This is a genomic window from Coriobacteriia bacterium (assembly GCA_031292615.1).
In the GTDB taxonomy this organism is placed as follows: Bacteria; Actinomycetota; Coriobacteriia; order Anaerosomatales; family JAAXUF01; genus JARLGT01.
The window spans coordinates 1-16,921 of the sequence record JARLGT010000049.1 but is presented as its reverse complement, the minus strand read 5'-3'; the positions used below and the strand labels follow the sequence as shown (position 1 = coordinate 16,921).

Sequence of the window (16,921 nt, the reverse complement as noted above, 5' to 3'; positions counted from 1 at the left end):
GCTCATCGAGATCGTCGAAATCGGCAAGCAACTCTTGATGACCAGAGGCGCGCTGACCACCTTCTCGATCGCCAACGACGTCGCCAAGTACTTCGCGATCATCCCGGCTATGTTCATGGTCACGTATCCCGCGCTCGGTGCTCTCAACGTCATGCAGCTGCACTCGCCCGATAGCGCCATCCTCTCGGCGGTCATCTACAACGCGATCATCATCGTGGCGCTGATCCCACTGTCACTGCGTGGAGTGAAGTACCACCCGGTCGGCGCGGCGAAGTTGCTGCGTTCAAACCTGCTGATCTACGGCTTGGGTGGAATCATCGCGCCTTTCATCGCCATCAAGGCGATCGACCTCATCCTCGTCGCGCTTCACCTCGGTTAGGAGGGCAGACCAATGCTTCGACATCTCTGGATCGCGACGAAGATGATGGTCGTCGTGATCGTCGTGCTCGGCATCGCCTACCCGCTGGTTATCCTCGGCATCTCGCAGGCCGCGTTCCCATCGGCGGCCAATGGCAGCATCGTCAGTGTCGGCGGTCAGGCCGCGGGTTCGGCTCTCATCGCTCAGGGCTTCTCATCGCCCAAGTACTTCTGGTCGCGCCCCTCGTCTGCCGGAGCAGGCTGGGAAGCTTCCGCATCCGCGGGCTCCAACTTGGGTCCGACAAGCAAGACACTGTTTGACACCGTGCAAGGGCGCGTCGCCAGCGCCACCGTCGACAACCCTGGGCTGACGACCGGAACTGTTCCGGTTGACATGGTGACGGCTTCAGGCAGCGGATTGGATCCGGACATCTCCGTCGCCAATGCGCTCGCGCAGACACCCAGAGTCGCCAAAGCGCGCGGGCTGACCGAGGACGTCGTGCATACGCTCGTGGAACAACACGTCCAAGGTCGTACGCTCGGGTTCCTCGGCGAGCCGCGAGTCAACGTCTTCACGCTCAACTTGGCACTCGACGCCCTCAAAGGGTCGCGATGAGCCATGTCACAGCGTGCAACCACATCGCTGCCCGGGACTGGCATGGACGGTAGGCGCGAGGCTGGCACGTGCAGGAACGCCGGCGGCGAGGGCCAGGCTCGCGGACGCCACACGATCTTCTTTGGCTACTCGGCGGGGGTCGGGAAGACATACTCGATGCTCAGGGACGGCATCGCGAGAGCAGGGAGCGGCGAAGACGTCATCATCGGCTATCTCGAACCGCACGTTCGGCCGGAGACATGGGCGCTCGCCGGCGACCTGGAGACAGTTCCTCCCCGGGTGATCGAGTACCACGGCGGTCACTTCACCGAGCCTGACATCGACGGGATCATCGCAAGGAGGCCTGCGCTCGCGCTCGTCGACGAGCTAGCTCACGCCGACGTTCCGGGCGAAGGGCACCAGAAGCGCTGGCAGGACGTCGAGGAGCTCCTTGCCGCCGGCATCGATGTGTATTCGACGCTGAACGTCCAGCACGTTGAAAGCAGGATGCCGAGGGCTTCACAGATCTTGGGAGTGCTCGTTCATGAAACCGTGCCGGACCGGGTCGTCGAAGAAGCCGATGAAGTGCGCCTTGTGGACATCGATCCCAAAGAACTCATCTGCCGAGCCAAACGAGGGTGTGTCTACTCGGCTGACGTTCTCGGTCGGGCGCTGACGCACGTCCTGCGCAAGCCGACCTTGATCGCGCTGCGCGAACTCGCCTGCGGGTTGGTTCACGAGCGCCGGGCGCACGTACGTTGATGGCAGACCGAGTGGCGGAATCGGGCTGTCGGCAAACTAGGCGTTCTAAGCGACTGAACGGGGTGCTTGAGCCACGCATGAACGGCTTCACCTGGCTGAGACAGTAGAGGACGGTCGTGCCGACAACCGCTAACATCCTGCTCGATCTGCTTGTCGTCTTCGCCGCGGCGAAGTTCTTCGGCGAGATCTTCGAGCGGCTCAAGCTTCCCGCGGTCGTCGGCGAGATCATCGCGGGAATCGTGGTCGGGCCTTACGGGCTGGGTCTGGTTCGCACGATATCGGTGCCTCTCATGACGCTGTCGCTGTTAGGCGTCATCGTTCTGCGGTTCGTCGTCGGGCTTGAGACCAAGCCGTCTGAGTTCTTCCGCGTGGGCCCAAGAGCCTTCGTGGTCGCCGCATTCGGGGTCATCCTGTCGTTTGCGGGCGGAATCGGCTTCGGCCTCGTTTTCGGATTCAGCTGGCTCGCGGCGCTCTTCATCGGCACAGCTATCGTCTCGACATCGGTCGGTGTGACCGCGCGGGTGCTCAAGGATCGCGGGCTTGTACGCCTCGAGGTGTCGAAGCTTATTCTGGCTGCGGCTGTCATCGATGACGTGATCGGGCTTCTCTTGCTCGCCATCGTTATGGGGTCGGTCGGCGGCAGCTTCCAGCCGATCAGGATCGCCGTCGTCGCAGGCGGGATCGTCTTGTTCCTCGTCTTCGAGTTGTGGATCGCGCCCAAGCTGGTCGCTCGGCACGCGCACCTCATCGAGTACCTGCACATCCCCAACGCGCCCTTCGTGGTTGCGATGATCATCATGCTGGCGACTGCGGCGATATCCGAGCAGATCGGTCTGGCGGCGGTCATTGGCGGGTTTCTCGCGGGGATGATGCTCGCCGAGACGGAGGATAGCTACTGCCTGGTGCGCGACACGCGGCCGCTCTACGACTGGCTGGTTCCCTACTTCTTCGCGATGACGGGGATGAGCGTGCGACTTTCGCTCTTCCGTGATCCGCGGATCCTGGGGCTCGGAGTTCTGCTCACTGTCGTTGCCATTGGAGCCAAGGTCATCGGATGCGGTCTTGGCGACCTTGGCGGAGGGTTGCGCGAGATGATTGCGGTGGGGGTCGGCATGATCCCACGTGCCGAGGTGCCGCTGGTGGTCGCTGCGGCAGGCGTGACGCTGAAGATCATCGACGCCAGGTTATACGCGGTGCTCATCTTCGTGGTGGTAGTGTCGCTCCTCATCTCGCCACCGATGCTTTCGCTCGTGCTGCCCAGGAGTGACGCATGATCGTCTTGGTCTCGTCGCTGATCTTTGTCGGCGTTCTGGTGGGGCGTAGGCATGGGTGGGGTATCAGCGTCGTTACGGGCACGCTCGAAGGCGCCGGCGCGGCTAGTGGGTACGCGCCGAACGCGCTGGACAGTCGTCGCGAGTCGGCTGTTCCCAGAGCGGGGCGCGTGTAGCAACGCGTGTAGCAACGCGAACGAATTCGCTGACGTTCGCGGTAGTCCGCCGATGACGTCGCAAGCTCCTGACCTGCCCGAATCCGACATCAGCGAACATCGGCGTACTGCTCGGCGTTCCTTTACACGGAAGAGGTCGGGGGTTCGAATCCCTCATCGCCCACCAACAAAACAGCAGGTCAGACGGACAATCGGGACCTGCCATCGGTGACGCCACGCGCCCGCGAAATGGCCGAATGTAGCAACGCGTCCGGATTCGAGTCAGCTTCGCGAGAACTACGATGAGTCCGCAAGTCTGTGACCTGCGGAAACGCCGAGAGCATGTACGTCCGTTGGGCATGAAGCGCATGCCTCAACGGAAGTAGTCGCCTCCCCAGGCCGTTGAACTCTGCAACCTGCGAGATCATCGACTCCCGCCGGTTCGTGTTGGAGCCGGGACGAAACTCGCAACATACAGGTCCGAGTGTTGCGGCATGCGTCCCGAAGAGTCCGCAGGGCACCGTGGCCGCCCGAGCAGAAGAGGTCTTCACCGACGTCGGTACGGCGCTCGTGGAGGACAGCGTTCTTCTCGGCGGGGCGCGAGGCGAACTCGACAATGTGATTCCCGACCTCAGGGGCAAGTCCGCAGGCGACGGCACGACCGTCGACCGCTCATCGAGCTCGCCCAGAACCCAATTCGCACCGCCCCATGACGTGCTCCCGATCCGCGCTTGACGGGACGACCTAGCGTGTTACAGTTCGGATATTCGTGTTACGCACGGGCGCGTGGCGCTCAGCATCGGCAGCGGGGAGGACCCTCGTGGGTAAGCTCGTGAGATTCGGCGTGGCAATGGACGAGGGTCTTCTCGAGAGCTTCGACGCGCTCGTCGCCCAGCGCGGAACGGCCACCAACCGCTCGGAAGCAGTCCGTGACCTCGTGCGCGACGCATTGGTCGATGCCGAGTGGGAGGGCTCTACCGACGAGATCGTCGGCACCATCACGATGGTCTTCGACCACCACGCAAACGACTTGACCGACAAGCTCGATGCGGTGCAGCACGCGCACTTCGACAAAGTCGTTTCCTCGATGCACGTGCACCTCGACGCCCACAACTGCCTTGAGGTCATTGTCGTGCGTGGGGCCAGCACAGACATCCGGGCCATAGCCGAGACACTCCTTGGCACCAAAGGCGTCAAGCACGGCAAGCTCGTTACCACCACTACCGGCCGGCACCTGTAGGGGGGATGAAGCATGCACATCCCTGACGGATACCTCGGACCTCAAACCTACGCAGTCCTGGACGTTGCGATCATCCCGATATGGACGGTAGCCGCGGTCAAGGTCAAGAAGACGCTCAAGGCCAAACAGGTGCCGCTCATGGCGTTGGGTGCGGCGTTCTCGTTCGTGATCATGATGTTCAACGTGCCAATCGCAGGAGGCTCGACTGGGCACGCCGTCGGGGCGACACTGATCGCGATCCTCTTGGGCCCATGGGCAGCGTGCCTCTCGGTGTCGATCGCACTCGTCACCCAGGCGCTCCTGTTCGGCGATGGTGGGATAACAGCGATCGGGGCCAACTGCTTCAACATGGCTGTCATCATGCCGTTCGTGGGCTACTACATCTACCGCCTGGTAGCCGGAAAGGCGCCTGGGTTGGGGCGCCGAATCGCCGCGGCAGGAGTCGGCTCATGGGTCGGGATGGTCGCCGCCGCTACTGCGGCCGGCATCGAATTCGGCATCCAGCCGCTTATCGCACACACCGCCTCCGGGCAGCCGCTCTACGCGCCTTACCCGCTGGCTGTTGCCATTCCTGCGATGATGATTTCGCACGCGCTCGTGTTTGGACCGCTGGAAGCTGCCATCACCATGGGGGTCGTGGCGGTGTTGGGCAGGCAGGACTCGGCTCTGCTCGAAATGAAGCCAGCTTCAAAGCCGATGACGTGGCTGTGGGCCGGACTCGGCGCCGCCATCCTCCTCACGCCGATCGGCCTGCTCGCTTCAGGCACGGCGTGGGGTGAGTGGAGTGCCGAGCAGCTGAAAGCCACGCTGGGTTTCGTGCCCGCGGGGATGGAGAAGCTGGGGGGCATTTGGACCGCAGCGATGCCCGACTACGCTCCAACGTTCATCAAGAACCCCTACGTCGGCTACGTCGTTGCTGCCGTCGTCGGCTGCGCGATCATCGGGGGAGTTGCGTGGGGCTTGGGCAAACTGCTCTCACACGGCTCGGATGACGGCACCGCCGCGCCGCACACAGGATAGTGCTACCAGCCCTCGCCCATATCGGCGAGCACTCCGAGCACCGGCGAAAGAGCCGGCGCTCGCTTGCTCGCCGTACCGCCGACATCATCAACGGCGCGATCGCGGAGCTCTTCGAGAACGAGGAGCTCGCGCGAAAGCCCGGGCTGCTGCAACGCCTCGACCCGCGGGTTCGACTCGGCACCGTGCTGCTTCTCGCCGTGACGGTCAGCTTCCTGCACTCGATACCGGCGATCGTGGTCGTCATCGTCGCGACCGCGGCGCTTGCCGCCGCCTCCTTCGTGTCGCCCATCGCGTTCTCGCGCCGCGTGTGGGCCACTGCCGGCTTCTTCGCGGTGATGCTCTCGGCGCCAGCAATCACGGGATGGATATCACCGGGACCCGCGCTGCTCGGCCACGGCGCTGCCTCGATCACGATGCCGGGTGTGCTCGTCGCTGCTCGGCTCATCTTGCGGGTCATCGCGGGCGCCGGCATCGGACTGCTCGTCGTGTGGACGACGCGCTGGAGCGACCTGCTCGGCGCGCTCACGGCGCTGAAGATGCCCGATGTCATCGTGGCCACGCTTGCCATGACGCAGCAGCAGATCGTCTCGCTCATGCGCACTGTCGAGAACATCCATCTTGCTCGGGAGAGTCGCATGCTCAGCGCGGGCACTGCTACCGACAACAGAGAGTGGGTCATCGACCGGATGGCGTTCACAGCGAGCAAGTCGTTCAAGACCGCCGACGACGTCTACGACGCCATGCTCGCCCGCGGCTTCTCGGGGCACTGGCCGACCCTGCGTCGCCTGCGCATGACGTGGCGTGACGCCGCATGGGCCGTCGGTCTGTTGGTATTCTGCGCGCTGACCCTCGGACTGGACAGGATGATCGCCCGATGAGCCCTGCGGAGCCGACGAAATCAGCGTTTCGGCTTGAGAGCGTGCACCAAGCGTATCGCGCCGGTGTCGAGTCTCTGTGCGGTATCACTCTCGACATTGCTGTAGGCGAGCACGTTGCGATCGTGGGGGCGAACGGCTCGGGCAAGTCGACACTGCTCAAGGCTCTCGACGGCCTGGTCTTCTGCTCATCTGGCACCATTAGCGCTTTCGGCAAGCCACTCACTGAAGAGACTCTGGAGGAGCCCGCGTTTCGGCGCGAGTTCCGTTCGCGAGTGGGTTTCGTCTTCCAGGACGCTGACGTGCAACTCTTCTGCGCCAACGTCGCCGACGAGCTGGCCTTCGGTCCGCTCCAGCTCGGCCTCGGCGAGGCCGAGGTCCTCGAGCGCGTGGAGCAGGTCTCGCGGGGGCTGCGCCTCGAGAAGCTTCTCGACCGCGCTCCCTACACACTGTCCGGGGGCGAGAAGAAGCGCGTGGCCATCGGGGCTGTCCTGACGATGCGCCCGGACGTCCTGTTGATGGACGAACCCACCAATGCCCTAGACCCCCGCAGCCAGGTCTGGCTACTCGAGATCCTCGACGAGATGCGCCGAGAAGGCCGCACGGTCGTGATCGCGACGCACGACCTCTCGGCCGCTGAGGAATCGTGCGACCGGATGATCGTCCTCTCCGAGGAACACGTCGTGGTCGCGGACGGAGCGCCGAGCGACGTTCTTGGCCAGCGTGATTTGTTGCTCGAGGTCAATCTCATCCACGAGCACGCGCACCGGCACGGTGCGAGCGGTGCCGAGCACGCTCACCCGCATGCCCACATGCACCTGCATGGTGGCCACACGCAGTAGGCACCGGACGCTGGTTCCACCTGGCACTGCATGTCATGGGCGCCACGTGCGCCGGCACGTGCGTTTGCGCCGTACTACCTGAGCGCTCTGAGGTAGTCCACGACGGCGGCCGCATCTGCCGAGCTGAGCTGGTAGCGCGGCATATTCGCCTTGAGCTTCGTGCCGTCGGGGCGCGTTCCGGCGGTGATCGCGGTGACCACCTGCTCAGGCGATGCGTATGACAACTTCGGCATGTTGCGCATCGTCGAGCCCTTCATGCTCAGCATCGACCACGAGATCATCGGCCCATCTCCGCCGCCGGCGTTCTTACCGTGGCAGTTAGCGCACGCGCCGTTGCCGACATCCGTGCTTCCGCCGGTGAACTTGATGGGCCCGTTCGGAGTCGTGCCCTCAAGGAAGATCTTCTGGCCGACGAGCGCTGTCCCGGTCACGGCGACTGGGGTGGCGGAGTCGGTGCCCGAGCCCATGCTCATCGACCCGCCGCCCGCGGTAGAGGCCGTTGCCGGCGCGCTGGCTGGCATAGACGCAGCCGGCGCCTGAGCCGGGGGAGACGTTGTCTGCGCGGCGCTGCTACATCCGGAGGCCAGGAGGCAGGCGGCCGCCGAGACGGCCAGGAGGAGAGCGACCTTCTTCATGTCGTTTCCTTTGTGGTCAGGGCTTTGCGAACTCAAACTCCATCGGCGCCCGCGTGGCGATCCCACGGACTTCGTTATCTGTTTACCGAACCCGGGCATCTCTAACGGTGCGCGGCGCACAGGTCGAGGTGGCCCCAAAGCTTGTTGTCTGTGCGCTTCGCGGTGCGCTAGGGTCTGACGATCAGACAAGGTGAGCGGCTTGAAGGAGAGACTCGTGACCGAGCAAGGGCGCGCGCCGGAGTCCACCGTGCTGAGGCTCTCGCGCTACCACTGTTTCCTCGGCGAGCTGCAGCACTCAGGTGCCGCGCGCATCACCTCTCGCGCGCTCGCCGAGGAGCTGGGCCTGAGCGAGGAGACGGTCCGCCACGACCTGTCCTTCGTTGCTACGAAGGGGCGGCCCGGCTCGGGCTATGACACCCGCGAACTCTACGATGCGCTGCGCGACTATCTCGACCTTTCCGCCGCACACCCGTTTGCGGCTATCGGCAACCAAGACGTGTTGCGCGGGCTCGCCGTCACGTTCCCAGCCGGAGACTTCGGTCTGAGGGCGGCCGTGTTCTTCTCGGAGCGCGCCGAAGACGTGGGCGCGCTCGTGGGGGACCAGCCGATCCGCGCGTTGGCTGACATCCCGCATGTGGCGGCCGAGCTTGGGATCCGCATCGCGCTGGTCGCGGTGGCGCCGCCCGCGGTGGCCGAGACGCTCGAGCTTCTGAGCCGGGCGGGGGTCCACGGCGTCGTGATGCTTACGCCGGTTCTGCGGCCGGCGTATCCGCAGGGCATGACCGTCACGTACTTCCGCATGCCCTGTGCTCTCAAGTCTCTTGTCAGCGTCGGGTCAGCGACATGCGGCTGCGAACAGGCTCAGGCGTAATCCCGATGGCCCTGTTCCTTTCGATGCTCGCGCTCGGGCTCATCAGCAGCCTGCACTGCGTCGGCATGTGCGGCCCCTTGGTGATGACGTATGCGGTCCGAGACGAAGGCGCCCCTCTCGGCGAGCGAGTGCTTGCGCACGGTTCGTATCAATCGGCGCGCATCGTCAGCTACATGCTCGTCGGAGCGGTGATGGGCGCGATCGGGTCGGTCCTGGACCTCGGCGGGGTCCGTGGGTGGGCCATGCTCGTCGCTGGAGCGCTCATGATCCTGATCGGGGTCTCGGCGACCGGGCTCGTGCCGTCCTTGCGCCGGATTCGGGTGCCCCTTCCGCACTTCCTCACTCGGTGGGTCGGGGGAGTGGAGCGTCGCGTCGAGGAGTCGGCGTCGCGCGGCGGGGCGGCGCGCGTCGGCGTGCCGATCGCCCTTGGCCTTCTGACCGGCCTCATGCCGTGTGCGGCTCTCCAGGTCGCCGAGCTCGCGGCGGCCACGAGTGGCGCGCCGTCCGCCGGTGCGCTCGCGATGCTCGGCTTCGGCTTGGGCACGATGCCCGTCATGCTCGGCGTGGGCGTGGCCTCGGGCTATGTGAGCGCCCGCCTCAAGAAGCGGATGCTCGTGGTGGCCGCGCTCGCGATCGTGGTGCTCGGCGCGGTCACACTGGACCGCGGGGCGACGCTTGTTGGCTCACCGATCACCGCGCGGACGGTCGTGGCGGCGTTGCGCGGGGATGGGTCGGGAAGCAACCTGCACGTCGGGGCAGACGGCGTGCCCGAAGCCCGGCTCGCAATCGTCAACACGACCTACGTGCCGTCCACCATCGACATCCCATCAGGGCGCCCCGTGCGGCTGATCGTCGACCGCAAGGAGAACGTCTCGTGCTCCGATGAGCTCGTCATCCCGAGGCTTGGGGTCAGGGCGAATCTCAAGCCCAACGGCCTGACGGTGATCGACCTGCCATCGACCACCAAGGGCGTCTACGCCATGACCTGCGGGATGGGGATGATGTCGGGCCAGGTTCGCTCCGGGCCGGCGACCGGTGGGCCGAACTGGGAGCTGGTGGCGATGCTCGCCTTATCGCTTGGCTGTGTCGGGCTGGTCCTGGTGGTGCGGCAGCGTCTGGTGCTTCGTCGGTAGTAGCCCGAAGACATGGGCAGCCAGGCGCTTGGCAACGCCTTGGGCTCGGGCCCAGCACCTTGGTGCGCCATGCCGTCATCGACCTATGACTTTGGGGATCGCCGAGAGGTCAGGACGGCCCGTGATGGTGTGGTGGAAACGGCCGGGCGCAGTCGTCCGAGACGAAAGGCAAGCGTCCGCACCGCGTTGCAATCGACCAGGGCATGTAGCAACGCGTGAGAATCCGTGGGTGTTCGCGCCCGTCCGCTAGTGTCGCGATATGGCCTTTGAGCTGCGGAAACCGGACAGAGACGGGCAATAGCGTACTACTTGGCGCACCTTTGCACGGAAGAGGTCGGGGTTCGAATCCCTCATCGCCCAGCAGCGCAGGCGACCACTACACGAGAAGATGCGAGTGGGGGTCTTGTGCTCCTCAGAGGGAGGTGAGGGCATCGGGGATCTTGCTCTGGTACGTCGTGCACGCCCGATCAGACCGAGCTGCTCGTGGTCCCAGCGAGTGCTTCGGTGAGCCGTATCGCTCCGGCGCTGAGGACGAGCAGCACGCCAAATAGCGCGATTGACATGCCACCCATCTTCAACCCCTGCTCGACGAACACGTAGACATAGTGGCGCAGCGTCCCGACCTTGGTGAAGTAGCCAACGACTTGGAGAACCGCCGCCGAGAACGCGAAGATACCGAATCCGATTGCTACAAGTCCGACCTCCTTCGGCCAGACCTTGTACGCCTTGATGATTTGCGGCACGAGCCAGAACAGCAGCGCGATTCCGATGATGGCGTACACGACAATCCACGTACCGCCACCGTGGATGCGTTGTTTGATGTGGAACACCGAATGCTCGACAGTCTCGGTGAAGGCGCCGAGGGCCTTGAAGCGAACCAGGGCACGCGAGCCGATCTCGTGAACCTCGCCGACCTCATCCAGCGAAATGAAACCAAAGCCCAGTCCGGATACCAGGAACAGCGAGCGGAATCTCCGGATTCGCTCGTCGGACGCGAACAGCTGTGATGCCAGCAAGAGGAAGGCGAGAGCGACCAGAAGCTGTTGGGAACCGTACCACCAGGAGGGCGGGTTGCCCTCAGCTTCGAGGCTCAACAGGAACACGAGTTCCACGCTCCCGCGAGCGAACGCCGAAGACAGCACGTACAGCGCAAGGAAGATCGCATCGATTGCTAACGCCCACTTGAAGACGGTCGCGGGCATGCCACGCCACCACCGCACGAGCGAACCGCACAGCTCAGTAGACTCCGTACGCGAGCTGGAGGCACCGCGCTCGACGTTGGACAAATCAGTCACGAAAGATCTCCCCCATATAGCGGCACCCGTTAGCCACCTCAGCGGTGTTCCGATCCAACTTTGTTCGCGCACAGATTGTTGCACAGTTGAAACGCAATCACAGCGAGGCCGTTCTCAGGTTCTGAGCGCGTCCACCATCGCCCACCACAAAAGCGCAGTTCGGAGGCTCGGTTCGGCTCACGCCGACCGAGCCTCTGGTGATTCGGCCTCGCCGTTGCCTCGGCTGTCGGATTGCGGTCCGCGGATGGCGCCACCGCTTGGCGTCTCGCGCAACCCCGCATTCGTGCTGGCCCCAGCAGTCCGTGCGCCGCGGTTCTGGCCCACCGCGATTGACAACGGTCGGTAGAGCCACGCATCGTGACGAGGGAGTGCAGCCTAGGGGAGAACCGGGACCGGGCCGCTTCGGGTACTCGCAGCCAACAAGCTGCCGATCACCATGAACCGACTGTAGACCATCGGTTTGACACGCGAACGACGACGGGGGGACTGTCCAATGTGGACAAGGCTCAAGAGTGTCGCCTGGTGGCTGCGGGTCCGGCTGGCCGGCGAGTACACTCGCGGCGCGGTGTTCCGCAAGCAGGGCGCGCGTATCGGCGATGGGTGCAGGTTGCTGATCGACTACCTCGGCAGTGAACCGTACCTGGTCGAGATCGGCGATGAGACTCTGGTCTCTTCCGGTGTTCAGTTCTTCACTCATGACGGCGGCATATGGGCGTTCGGGGATTCGAAGCCAGAGGTGAATCGCTTCAAGCCCGTGCGCATCGGAAGCCGCTGCTTCATTGGCGCCGAGTCGATCCTACTGCCCGGCACTGACATCGGGGATCGCACGATCATCGGGGCGGGGTCGGTCGTCACCGGCAAGATTCCGGCCGGAGTTGTCGCCGCGGGCGTGCCTGCCCGGGTGATTGGCACGACCGAGCAGTACATGAAGAAGGCCGAGGCGGAGTCCCTGCCGTTGCGCGTGCCGTTCCGCAGCTCAGCCGATGAGCGCCAGCAGCTGGTCGAACTTCTGATGACGCCCGACGGCGCTCAGGATTGAGGAAGTAGCCCACCCGGAGTTGCACTAACTGATATACAAGCAACTTGCACAAGCGTCTTGTGGACTATAGACTCGAGTCATGACAACAACCCCGAGCGACCCGAACTCCACCGCCATCTGGCTCGCACTCGCATTCGTGCGGCTGCGCGCGCGGCTTCGCGAGGAGGCAAGCGCCCGCGATTTCGGGCTCTCGCTCTCGCAGATCTCCATCCTCCAGCGGTTGCACTCTGAAGGCCCGGCGACGGCGGCGGCTCTCTCCGTGGCCGAGCACGTCAGTCAGCAGGCCATCGCTCAAGGCCTTGCGAACCTCAAAGCAGAGGGCCTCATCGAGTCGCAGCCCGATCCGAACGACGGCCGCAAGACACTCATCAGTCTGTCGGGGGCCGGGAGCGAACTGCGCCGGTCGGTGTTTGCCTCCCGCGGCTCCTGGTTGGCTCGGGCGATCGAGTCGAGTGCCGATGCCGAAGAACTGGCCACCCTGAACGCGGCGGTCGAGATCATCGAACGGCTCGCCGAATCAGACTGCTGACCCAACTCTCAACGCGGCGGACCCACGTTCCGCCGCCGGACACCTAGCGCGAACTCCCAAACGACCCGAGGAGAACCCATGACCGATTCAGTCCCAACCATCGACCCCAGCCACTCGATCCTTCTGGTGATGGACTACGAGCCCGCGATCATCGGCAGCCTGCCGGCGCTCGACGAACTGCTCGCACATGCGAGTGGGGCAATCGCCATCGCGAGGACGCGCGGGATGTACATCGGCTACGTTCGCGTCGCCTTCGCCGAGGCCGACTATGCCGCCGTGCCCGCGACCAACAAGGGGTTCTCGGCGACGGCGATGGCCGGTCGGCGCATGGACGACGGGACGCCCGGCACGGCTGTGCACGAAGCGGTCGCTCCGCAGCCGGGGGACATAGTCGTGCGTAAGACGCGAGTTGGTGCATTCTCGACCACCGATCTTGCGGAGCAGCTTCGCGCGCTGAGCATCGACACGCTCGTTCTCGCGGGTGTCTCCACCAGTGGGGTCGTGCTCTCGACCGTTCGAGATGGCGCGGACCACGACTACCGCATCTACGTGCTCGAGGACGCTTGCGCCGACCGGGATTCTGAGGTCCAGGACGTGCTCATGCACAAGGTCTTTCCTCGGCAGGCATGGGTGATCTCAACTGCCGAGCTGCCCGCACTGCTGGGCCCACAGTGAGCCAAGCGTTTCCCGAGGACGTCGAAACATCGCTGCTGGGCAGAACGCTGGGCCAGACGTTCCTGTCTTTGCGCAATCGCAACTTCAAGCTGTTCTTCATAGGCCAGACGATCTCGAACACGGGCAACTGGCTCACCAACGTCGCCCAAGTGCTGCTCGTGATGCACCTGACCAACAACAGCGGAGTGGCTGTCGGCCTGTTGGCGGCCTGCCAGTTCGGGCCGATGCTGTTCCTCTCGGCATGGGCAGGCGCGATCGCCGATCGGTCGGACAAGCGCCACATGCTCATGTGGACCCAAAGCCTTGAGATGGCCGAGTCGGTCTGCCTCGCGATTCTGGCGTTCATGCCGCATCCGCCGCTGATCGGCCTTTACGTGTTGGGCTTCTTCGGCGGAGTGCTGCTTGCGTTCGACAACCCGCTGCGGCGCTCGTTCGTTTCCGAGATGGTGCCGCCCGAAGACATCCCCAACGCCGTGGTGCTCTACAGCCTCATCGTGAACGTATCGCGCATCTTCGGACCGGCGCTGGCGGGTCTGCTGGTCGTCACGTTGGGCTTTGGGTGGTGCTTCACGATCGATGCAGCAACGTACCTCGCGGTGCTGCTGTGCATCTTCCTCATGCGCCCAGCCGAGTTGTATCGCACGGCACCCAAGCCGCGCGTCAATGGCGAGATTCGCGACGGGCTGCGCTACGTGCTGGACATGCCGGTGCTCTGGGTCAGCTTCACCATGCTGGCTGTCATCGGCCTGCTGGGCTACAACTTCAACGTCACTCTGCCGCTCTACGTCACGTTGGGACTGCACAGCCAACCGACGTTCTACTCGTTTCTCTACGCGGTGTTCAGTCTCGGAGCTGTGATCAGCGCCTTGGTCATCGCCAACAAGGCGCTGGTCGAGATGCGCCACATCATCCTTGGAGCTGCCTCGCTCGGTCTTGCGACGCTGCTTCTGGGCTTCGCCCCCAACGCGGTATTCGCGGTACCGGCAGTGTTCTTGGTTGGCGTGACCAGTATTCTGTACATGACCTCGACCACGGCCATCATTCAAGTCGAAGGCAAGCCTGAGATGCACGGGCGAGTCATCGCGTTGCAGACCATGGTGGTGGGCGGAGGCCTGTTCGTGGGCGGCCCGATCGCGGGCTGGTTCGCCGACATGCTCGGTGGACGTGCACCCATCATCCTCGGAGGAGTGGCGTGCCTGCTCGCGGCCACGTGGGGGTATTTCGCGTCTCGGCGATACGCGCACCTCACATCCGCTCAGGTCGCCCCCGCCGACAACTAAGGCCCCGACGGAGTTCCGCCGGGGCCTCGTGCGCATGCTTCAGGGCTGGTGCCCGCGATCTACTTCTTGATGTCGACGATCGCGGCGATTGCGGTCTTGCCGTCCGAGTTCTTGCCGATCGTGACGACCGCATTGTCGGTCTCGCCCTTCTTGGCCGAGACCATGCCCTGGTCGCCATTCATGATCGTGCCCGTTACGGTCCAGCCGTTCTCGGCGAACTTCTGCTTGTACCAGTCCACGACGGTCTGAGCAGGGTCTCCGGTAATGACCGAGAACGTGAAGTTGGTGCCCTTGTCGGTGGCGATCGCTGAGGAGCTCTTGATCGTGCCAGAGTACGCAGGCATGTAGCTGGGTAGTCCGTCCGGCAGTTTGTTCTCGCCGCTGGAGATAGTGGCCTGCGTGCCGTTTTGGCCGGTGATCGTGGTCTTGCCGTTGCTCTGGTCGACCTTGACGCCGGTTGCGCTCTCCACGGCCGACTTTGTGGCCTGCTGCGCTATCGTGGCGCACCCCGCCACCGACATCAGCAGCGCAACTCCCAAGACGAGTGCGGCCGCTGCTCGAATGCGTCGCATCGATTCGCCCTCCCTGATTGGCCCCCTTGGCGCAGCCCCGCTGCGCCCTCTGAGTTTCTGCCTCGCGGACCCCTCGGTCAACGTCACAATCCCGCGAGTGGCTGTGCGGAATCGGTGTTGGACAACGTGCGCATCTTGGGCGAAACTACCGCGTAAGGACCAAGTGGAGGTCCCGAGTTCGCGGCGCAGGCGTACGTCGCAGGCGTCGCTCGTTTTTTGTCCCTCATTAGAGGGGGACGGAGAGTGAGTCAGGCATGGCTGAAGGTACCGTCAAGTGGTTCAATCCGGACAAGGGCTACGGCTTCATCTCCCGCGAGGATGGCGACGATCTGTTCGTCCACTTCTCTGAGATCCAGTCTGATGGCTTCAAGACCCTCGACGAGGGCCAGGCTGTGACGTTCGACGTCACCACCGGTCAGAACGGCAAGCTCCAGGCGAGCAACGTCCGCAAGGTCTAGCTCCCACCTCGCCGTTCGGCGCTCACAAGTACGACCTGCACGAAGGCGGTCCCGCAAGGGGCCGCCTTCTCGTTTGCTCGAGTGCCCGCGTCGCGCCCTGCGCTCGCGGGCGGGTCAGTCGTCGCTGGCCGGTTTGCGCCGGATCGACTTCTTTACAGAGAGCTTCGACTTGGAGGTGAGCCGCCGTTGGACCGCTCCCCACGGCGGCTTCGTCGCATGCCGAGGAGCCCGCGGCCGCTGCGCCTCGGCGATGCGCGCACGCAGGCGTCTCACGGCGTCGATCTTGTTGCGCAGTTGGCTGCGTTCTCGGCGGCCGACCACGACCATACCGGTCGGCCGGTGTATGAGCCGCACCGCGGAGTCGGTGGTGTTGACCGACTGCCCACCCGGCCCGGTCGCGCGAAACACCTGTACCTCGCACTCGGCGAGGAGAGCCTCGTCGGTGTCGGGCAGGACGTAGTCTTGTGGGACCTCGCTCATTCCTCCACCGAGATGCAGCCAACCGGGCAGGCGGCCTCGGCGTCACGGACCTCGCCGTAGAGCTCCTCGCTGGGTGACTCGTCGATTACGTGCGCGAGGCCGTCCTCGCCGATCTGAAAGACGGCCGGGCACAGGTCCTCACAAACGCCGTCGCCGATGCACAGATCCTGGTCGATGGTCGGCTTCATGGCGCCTCCTCTGGTCCGATGATGGATGCGCAGCCATTCTTGCGTCGCCCCACGAATCTACCCCGACCTCGCCGGAGCGCAACCCCGAAACGCTGTGCGGCCCGAACGGGAGGGCACGGGTCTCGGCGGGTAGGAAGATGTCAGGACGTGGAAGGAGGCCTGCGATGGGCGACGTGGTCGTCGGCACGTGCTCTTGGACCGACAAGACCATGATCGAACGCTGGTACCCCCGAGGCGTCACGACCGCCGAGGGTCGCCTGCGCTACTATGCCGCGCGCTTCGACACCGTCGAAGTCGACTCCACCTTCTACGGACTCCCCAAACCACAGGTCGCCGAGAACTGGGCGCGGCGAACGCCCGACGGCTTCACGCTCCACGTCAAGGCCTACGGGCTGATGACCGGCCACGACGTCGACGAGCGATCTCTCCACCCCGACCTGCGCGACTACGATTACGAACTGACCAACCGAGGCCGGGTCCGCCACCCCGAAGACCGCATGTACGAGCGCTCCTTCGAGCTGTTCCTTGAGGCGATAGATCCATTGCGCCGAGCACACAAGATGGGCGGCGTGCTGATGCAGTATCCGCCCTACTTCCAAGCGACCGACTCCGAGCAGGTCAAGCGCAACCTCGAGACCATCGAGCGCGC

The 16,921-nt window shown here is 64.4% G+C and carries 22 protein-coding genes and 1 pseudogene; 18 read left to right on the top strand and 5 right to left on the bottom strand.

Features of this window, described 5'->3' with window-relative positions:
• The 10 genes from P4L93_04570 to P4L93_04525 form a co-directional block, all read left to right on the top strand.
• Positions 1 to 379, top strand: a 379-nt coding sequence (locus tag P4L93_04570; protein MDR3686214.1) for a potassium-transporting ATPase subunit B, incomplete at its 5' end; no start/stop codon positions are given.
• A gap of 12 nt (positions 380 to 391) precedes the next feature.
• Positions 392 to 973, top strand: a complete 582-nt coding sequence (kdpC, locus tag P4L93_04565) for a potassium-transporting ATPase subunit KdpC (GenBank protein MDR3686213.1) — start codon at positions 392 to 394, stop codon at positions 971 to 973.
• 3 nt (positions 974 to 976) lie between these two features.
• Positions 977 to 1,714, top strand: a complete 738-nt coding sequence (locus tag P4L93_04560) for a hypothetical protein (GenBank protein ID MDR3686212.1) — start codon at positions 977 to 979, stop codon at positions 1,712 to 1,714.
• Between the two features lie 116 nt (positions 1,715 to 1,830).
• The gene (locus P4L93_04555) at positions 1,831 to 2,988 is read left to right on the top strand and encodes a cation:proton antiporter (protein MDR3686211.1); all 1,158 of its coding nucleotides are present in this window, start codon (positions 1,831 to 1,833) and stop codon (positions 2,986 to 2,988) included.
• Positions 2,985 to 3,161, top strand: a complete 177-nt coding sequence (locus tag P4L93_04550; protein MDR3686210.1) for a hypothetical protein — start codon at positions 2,985 to 2,987, stop codon at positions 3,159 to 3,161. The genes P4L93_04555 and P4L93_04550 overlap by 4 nt, the downstream gene beginning before the upstream one ends.
• Before the next feature lie 501 nt (positions 3,162 to 3,662).
• The gene (locus P4L93_04545; GenBank protein ID MDR3686209.1) at positions 3,663 to 3,875 is read left to right on the top strand and encodes a hypothetical protein; all 213 of its coding nucleotides are present in this window, start codon (positions 3,663 to 3,665) and stop codon (positions 3,873 to 3,875) included.
• Positions 3,876 to 3,960: 85 nt separating this feature from the next.
• The gene (gene nikR / locus P4L93_04540; protein ID MDR3686208.1) at positions 3,961 to 4,380 is read left to right on the top strand and encodes a nickel-responsive transcriptional regulator NikR; all 420 of its coding nucleotides are present in this window, start codon (positions 3,961 to 3,963) and stop codon (positions 4,378 to 4,380) included.
• 12 nt (positions 4,381 to 4,392) lie between these two features.
• Positions 4,393 to 5,400: a cobalt transporter CbiM gene (gene cbiM, locus P4L93_04535; protein ID MDR3686207.1), complete on the top strand. Its 1,008-nt coding sequence runs from the start codon at positions 4,393 to 4,395 to the stop codon at positions 5,398 to 5,400.
• A complete protein-coding gene (locus P4L93_04530; protein MDR3686206.1) occupies positions 5,400 to 6,278 on the top strand; it encodes an energy-coupling factor transporter transmembrane component T in 879 nt (292 codons plus the stop codon). Before cbiM ends, P4L93_04530 begins: the two co-directional genes overlap by 1 nt.
• Positions 6,275 to 7,117: an ABC transporter ATP-binding protein gene (locus tag P4L93_04525; GenBank protein MDR3686205.1), complete on the top strand. Its 843-nt coding sequence runs from the start codon at positions 6,275 to 6,277 to the stop codon at positions 7,115 to 7,117. The genes P4L93_04530 and P4L93_04525 overlap by 4 nt, the downstream gene beginning before the upstream one ends.
• Before the next feature lie 74 nt (positions 7,118 to 7,191).
• Here the strand turns inward: P4L93_04525 and P4L93_04520 are convergent, their stop codons facing one another.
• Positions 7,192 to 7,752, bottom strand: a complete 561-nt coding sequence (locus tag P4L93_04520; GenBank protein ID MDR3686204.1) for a c-type cytochrome — start codon at positions 7,750 to 7,752, stop codon at positions 7,192 to 7,194.
• 247 nt (positions 7,753 to 7,999) lie between these two features.
• Here P4L93_04520 and P4L93_04515 point away from each other — a divergent pair.
• A pseudogene (locus P4L93_04515) lies at positions 8,000 to 8,116 on the top strand (winged-helix domain-containing protein).
• A gap of 512 nt (positions 8,117 to 8,628) precedes the next feature.
• Positions 8,629 to 9,756, top strand: a complete 1,128-nt coding sequence (locus tag P4L93_04510) for a sulfite exporter TauE/SafE family protein (GenBank protein ID MDR3686203.1) — start codon at positions 8,629 to 8,631, stop codon at positions 9,754 to 9,756.
• 467 nt (positions 9,757 to 10,223) lie between these two features.
• On the opposite strand, the gene P4L93_04505 is transcribed toward P4L93_04510, so the two are convergent.
• Positions 10,224 to 11,051, bottom strand: a complete 828-nt coding sequence (locus P4L93_04505) for a hypothetical protein (GenBank protein MDR3686202.1) — start codon at positions 11,049 to 11,051, stop codon at positions 10,224 to 10,226.
• A gap of 493 nt (positions 11,052 to 11,544) precedes the next feature.
• On the opposite strand from P4L93_04505, the gene P4L93_04500 reads away from it, so the two are divergent.
• The 4 genes from P4L93_04500 to P4L93_04485 all read left to right on the top strand — a co-directional run bounded on the left by P4L93_04500 (position 11,545) and on the right by P4L93_04485 (position 14,574).
• The gene (locus P4L93_04500; GenBank protein ID MDR3686201.1) at positions 11,545 to 12,090 is read left to right on the top strand and encodes an acyltransferase; all 546 of its coding nucleotides are present in this window, start codon (positions 11,545 to 11,547) and stop codon (positions 12,088 to 12,090) included.
• Between the two features lie 79 nt (positions 12,091 to 12,169).
• Complete coding sequence (locus tag P4L93_04495; GenBank protein MDR3686200.1) at positions 12,170 to 12,619, top strand: MarR family transcriptional regulator; 450 nt, start codon at positions 12,170 to 12,172, stop codon at positions 12,617 to 12,619.
• Positions 12,620 to 12,697: 78 nt separating this feature from the next.
• Positions 12,698 to 13,294: a cysteine hydrolase gene (locus P4L93_04490; protein ID MDR3686199.1), complete on the top strand. Its 597-nt coding sequence runs from the start codon at positions 12,698 to 12,700 to the stop codon at positions 13,292 to 13,294.
• Positions 13,246 to 14,574, top strand: a complete 1,329-nt coding sequence (locus P4L93_04485; GenBank protein MDR3686198.1) for an MFS transporter — start codon at positions 13,246 to 13,248, stop codon at positions 14,572 to 14,574. The genes P4L93_04490 and P4L93_04485 overlap by 49 nt, the downstream gene beginning before the upstream one ends.
• 59 nt (positions 14,575 to 14,633) lie before the next feature.
• On the opposite strand, the gene P4L93_04480 is transcribed toward P4L93_04485, so the two are convergent.
• Complete coding sequence (locus P4L93_04480) at positions 14,634 to 15,146, bottom strand: hypothetical protein (GenBank protein ID MDR3686197.1); 513 nt, start codon at positions 15,144 to 15,146, stop codon at positions 14,634 to 14,636.
• Positions 15,147 to 15,400: 254 nt separating this feature from the next.
• Here P4L93_04480 and P4L93_04475 point away from each other — a divergent pair, with 254 nt between their 5' ends.
• Positions 15,401 to 15,604 (top strand): cold-shock protein, encoded by a 204-nt coding sequence (locus P4L93_04475; GenBank protein MDR3686196.1) that lies wholly within the window; start codon positions 15,401 to 15,403, stop codon positions 15,602 to 15,604.
• A 114-nt stretch (positions 15,605 to 15,718) separates the two neighbouring features.
• Here P4L93_04475 and P4L93_04470 read toward each other — a convergent pair whose 3' ends face one another.
• Together P4L93_04470 and P4L93_04465 are read right to left on the bottom strand one after the other, a co-directional pair.
• Positions 15,719 to 16,084, bottom strand: a complete 366-nt coding sequence (locus tag P4L93_04470; protein MDR3686195.1) for a peptide chain release factor-like protein — start codon at positions 16,082 to 16,084, stop codon at positions 15,719 to 15,721.
• Entirely contained in the window at positions 16,081 to 16,272 is a 192-nt protein-coding gene (locus P4L93_04465) for a ferredoxin (protein MDR3686194.1), read from the bottom strand. Before P4L93_04465 ends, P4L93_04470 begins: the two co-directional genes overlap by 4 nt.
• 164 nt (positions 16,273 to 16,436) lie before the next feature.
• Between P4L93_04465 and P4L93_04460 the strand changes: the two genes are divergently transcribed.
• Positions 16,437 to 16,921, top strand: a 485-nt coding sequence (locus tag P4L93_04460; GenBank protein MDR3686193.1) for a DUF72 domain-containing protein, incomplete at its 3' end; no start/stop codon positions are given.

Bases quoted from the DNA above. Each gene is read 5' to 3' on its own strand.
- P4L93_04485 (MDR3686198.1), top strand. From the start codon at position 13,246: ATGGGTGATCTCAACTGCCGAGCTGCCCGCACTGCTGGGCCCACAGTG.
- P4L93_04525 (MDR3686205.1), top strand. From the start codon at position 6,275: ATGAGCCCTGCGGAGCCGACGAAATCAGCGTTTCGGCTTGAGAGCGTG.
- P4L93_04510 (MDR3686203.1), top strand. From the start codon at position 8,629: ATGGCCCTGTTCCTTTCGATGCTCGCGCTCGGGCTCATCAGCAGCCTG.
- P4L93_04520 (MDR3686204.1), bottom strand. From the start codon at position 7,752: ATGAAGAAGGTCGCTCTCCTCCTGGCCGTCTCGGCGGCCGCCTGCCTC.
- P4L93_04560 (MDR3686212.1), top strand. From the start codon at position 977: ATGTCACAGCGTGCAACCACATCGCTGCCCGGGACTGGCATGGACGGT.
- cbiM (MDR3686207.1), top strand. From the start codon at position 4,393: ATGCACATCCCTGACGGATACCTCGGACCTCAAACCTACGCAGTCCTG.
- kdpC (MDR3686213.1), top strand. From the start codon at position 392: ATGCTTCGACATCTCTGGATCGCGACGAAGATGATGGTCGTCGTGATC.
- P4L93_04550 (MDR3686210.1), top strand. From the start codon at position 2,985: ATGATCGTCTTGGTCTCGTCGCTGATCTTTGTCGGCGTTCTGGTGGGG.
- P4L93_04465 (MDR3686194.1), bottom strand. From the start codon at position 16,272: ATGAAGCCGACCATCGACCAGGATCTGTGCATCGGCGACGGCGTTTGT.
- P4L93_04500 (MDR3686201.1), top strand. From the start codon at position 11,545: ATGTGGACAAGGCTCAAGAGTGTCGCCTGGTGGCTGCGGGTCCGGCTG.
- P4L93_04475 (MDR3686196.1), top strand. From the start codon at position 15,401: ATGGCTGAAGGTACCGTCAAGTGGTTCAATCCGGACAAGGGCTACGGC.
- P4L93_04490 (MDR3686199.1), top strand. From the start codon at position 12,698: ATGACCGATTCAGTCCCAACCATCGACCCCAGCCACTCGATCCTTCTG.
- P4L93_04470 (MDR3686195.1), bottom strand. From the start codon at position 16,084: ATGAGCGAGGTCCCACAAGACTACGTCCTGCCCGACACCGACGAGGCT.
- P4L93_04495 (MDR3686200.1), top strand. From the start codon at position 12,170: ATGACAACAACCCCGAGCGACCCGAACTCCACCGCCATCTGGCTCGCA.
- P4L93_04480 (MDR3686197.1), bottom strand. From the start codon at position 15,146: ATGCGACGCATTCGAGCAGCGGCCGCACTCGTCTTGGGAGTTGCGCTG.